Consider the following 3,665-nt stretch of genomic DNA (forward strand, 5'->3'; position numbering starts at 1 on the left):
AAGGTGGGTGAGCTAAGTCGGTGCAGTGAAATTATTGTGGACTGTAGTATATTCACATCAACTTTAAAGAAGTTTTAGATAACTGCTGGAGGAAATAGGTAATTATGAGTAGTCAACAAATTCGCTTTGCCACTATCACCGTTATTGATATCGCTCTGTTGTTTAGCGCCCCCCTGTTAGTACAATTCATTTCACGGATGCCCTGAGAGAGTTTCAAGAAAGCAGGCCGTGTCGAGTAGGTTTAACAAAATTTAATGTACGTTGATAAATGAGGAAATAGGTAATTATGAGTAGTCAACAGATTCGCTTCGCTACTATCACCGTTATTGATATCGCTCTGTTGTTTAGCGCCCCCCTGTTGGTAAAATTTATTTCACGGATGCCCTGAGAGAGTTTCAAGAAAGCAGGCCGTGTCGAGTAGGTTTAACAAAATTTAAGCTACCTTGATAAATGAGGAAATAAGTAATTATGAGTAGTCAACAGATTCGCTTCGCTACTATCACCGTTATTGATATCGCTCTGTTGTTTAGCGCCCCCCTGTTGGTACAATTCATTTCACGGATGCCCTGAGAGAGTTTCAAGAAAGCAGGCCGTGTCGAGTAGGTTTAACAAAATTTAAGGTACCTTATATAGCAAAGGGAGTAGGGAGTAGGGAGTAGGGAGTAGGGAAGAAAAATTATCAAAATTTCGACACAGATTGCTATAAATTTAATATAAAGGCCGTTGCGTCAGTCTCTGAATGAATAGGAGTAGAGTGGGCATCCTGCCCGCACGAAAATATTGGGCATCCTGCCCGCACGAAAATAGATTGAAACTGGCAAGATGCCAGTGCCACGCCTGATCCCCATTCCACAGGTGCGCTTAAAATCATTCCATTATAGAGTGGGCATCCTGCCCGCACGAAAATAAGCATGAAACTGGCAAGATGCCAGTTCTACCAAGATACCTATTCCACAGGTGCGCTTAAAATCATTCCATTATTAAGCAACGGCATATCAAACGCTATTTTCTATAAAAACTGTTATAAACTGAAAGTTGTTGTCAAATTCAGCAAGTTTAGCGAAATAACTTGATGACTACACTTACATCAGAACAGATTTCCAAGTTACGCTCCGAACTGGCAAATAATCCACAAGCCCTAGAAGCTCTTGAGGTAATCGAAGAGTGGGATGGTGATTTAGCTGATGCTGCTGAATCCCTAGCCACTCGCAATGGCATTGAAGGAGTAGAAGATAAGGGTGAAGTGCGTTGGTTTATTAAGATACTTCGGCAATGTCGTGATTTAATCTGTCAGCCAAAATATCAAACGCTGACAGCTGACGGCTGATAGCTGAATGCTTAAATAGATAGCAATTTCCAATCTGTTGACTGTTGAGTGTTTTTTCCAGATAGATTAATTGTGCTACAATAAAATTACATAAGATATACAGCAGTTTTAAACTGGGTGATATACAAATTTCTGGGTTTTAGGCAGCAGGGACCCTCGGAGCTGGGGTCAGGGAGCAGGAAATAGGGAATAGCTATGCACCGTGGTTTTGGGGAGGCAGTGCGGTCTTGGGGGTTTCCCCCATGAGCAACTGCCGTGGTTTCCCTCACTCGCTATTGCATCAAGATGGGAACAGGGAAAAAATCCTGTGTACCTCATAGTTATGAAAAACGCTGTAATAGAGATGTAATCACTATAATTAGCGATCGCTAAGGGTTAATCATGCTGGTCAACTTAGGAAAAACAGAGATTAGGAAACATAGAGATGGAGTTACAGGATTATCTAAGAACCCAGGGATTAGAGAGTTTATGTAATCAATTTAAGATTAAAGTAAATCGCCATCAGCAGTTTCCTGATCTCGTCTGTTTAAAATATTCCCAAACTGAATCTCCCTTAAACGATAAAATAGTACAGCAATGTCGCGGAATTATTTTAGATGAAGCTAATAATTGGGATATCATATCTTATCCCTATGATAAATTTTTTAACTACGGAGAAAGTCAAGCAGCAACTCTTGACTGGAAGAACACTCGTGTTTATGAAAAATTAGATGGTTCCCTGATGGTTCTCTATTTTTACCAAGGGGAATGGAGAGTTCAATCAACTGGCACCCCCGTTCGCGTAGCGTCGGCTTTGCCGAATGGTATGGCTGAAGTGAAAGGATTTGACCTGACATTTGCCGAACTTTTTTGGAAAGTTTGGCACTCCGCCGGTTATCAATTGCCCCAAGAAACAGCATACTGTTTTATGTTTGAGTTAATGACTCCTTATAATCGCATTGTAGTGCGACACAATAGAGAACAACTCATCTTGCATGGGGCGCGAAATCTTCAGACATTGCAGGAAGAATTACCGAGTAAATGGGAAGGTAAATATGGTTGGAAAATTGTTAAGACTTATCCGTTAACAACCTTACCCTTGATTATCAAAGCTACGGAAGCTTTAGATCCGATGATTTCAGAGGGCTATATTGTTTGCGACCATCTCTTTAATCGAATTAAAGTCAAATCAGCGAAATATATAGAAATATCTTCTGCCAAAAGCGGATTTTCTCCTCGCAGTATATTGGAGATTATTTTAAATGAAGGAGAAGAGTTTTTAACTTACTATCCCAAATGGTTGGAATTATTTAATCAAATCAAAGCTAACTATGACGCTTTGGTTAGAGAAATAGAAACAACTTACGAACAATACAAAGACATCCCTCTACAGAAAGATTTTGCTTTAGCAATTAAACATCTTCCCTACTGTGGGACATTATTTGCTTTGCGCGCCCAGAAAGTATCCAGTGTCCGAGAATTCCTGTGCCATCTTCCCATAGGGAAATTAGAAACATTATTAGATTTAGATTATATGCATCTGGGGTAAGCATTCAGCCGTCAGCTGTCAGCTGTCAGCTGTCAGCCGTCAAGTTAATATAAACCTATGCAGGCCTATGGCCACGCTACGGGAACAGGAGAATTTAAAGGTGCGCTTTCCGCATCTAATTATTAAATTCGCCACGGGTCGCACCTAATAGTTCGAGATTCATGAGAATTGAAAATCTGGGGAAAAGCGCTTGGCGGTTGGCCACGCTACACGAACAGCTTTGTGGGACAGGATTCGACCCTGTGACTTAACTCAGATTCAACTTATGCTTACCTGTTTTATTCAAAAGCTGAAAGCTGAAAGCTGATAGCTGATAGCTGATAGCTGATAGCTGATAGCTGACAGCTGATAGCTGACAGCTGACTGCTGATAGCTGAATACTTAAATTAACAATAAAAAAAATTCGGTCAAGTTCTGGTTAAACCCAAGTCTTGACCGAATTCTATTGTGTACACAAAAACGAGTAAACAATAGGTCAACTCAAAGAAATAAATTCTGATGACTAAAAACATTCCACCAGAGTTAGTCAGCAATTGCTCGAAAGCAACCACATTCTAAGCTCTGACTTATCCTATTCCATTCTACTTCATCCCGCTTCAGAAAACAACCTTAAATCTTCATGGTGGCCAGGGCGTAAAAGCCCTGGCAAATTCCTATCCTAGTCTAGGTAAAAATATCGCACTAAAGTGGTCATCACCTCACCAGGCTTTTCGGTGGGCTCGGGAGTGCTCCACTCGTAGGGATATGCGTATTTAACGGAATACAGCGCATTAATCGTATCGTGAACCTGTTGAGGAGTTCCGATCAACA

The 3,665-nt window shown here is 40.9% G+C and carries 1 protein-coding gene and 1 pseudogene; both read left to right on the forward strand.

What is annotated here, in order from left to right; all coding sequences use genetic code 11:
* Nucleotides 1-1,072 precede the first annotated feature (1,072 nt).
* Nucleotides 1,073-1,300 (forward strand): annotated as a pseudogene (locus tag F6K37_RS34800) (hypothetical protein); the annotation flags it as partial.
* A 451-nt stretch (nt 1,301-1,751) separates the two neighbouring features.
* A complete protein-coding gene (locus tag F6K37_RS34805; RefSeq protein WP_287255397.1) occupies nt 1,752-2,855 on the forward strand; it encodes a T4 RnlA family RNA ligase in 1,104 nt (367 codons plus the stop codon).
* The last annotated feature ends 810 nt before the right edge of the window (nt 2,856-3,665 follow it).

The organism is Moorena sp. SIO4E2, from assembly GCF_010671945.1.
GTDB lineage: Bacteria > Cyanobacteriota > Cyanobacteriia > Cyanobacteriales > Coleofasciculaceae > Moorena > Moorena producens.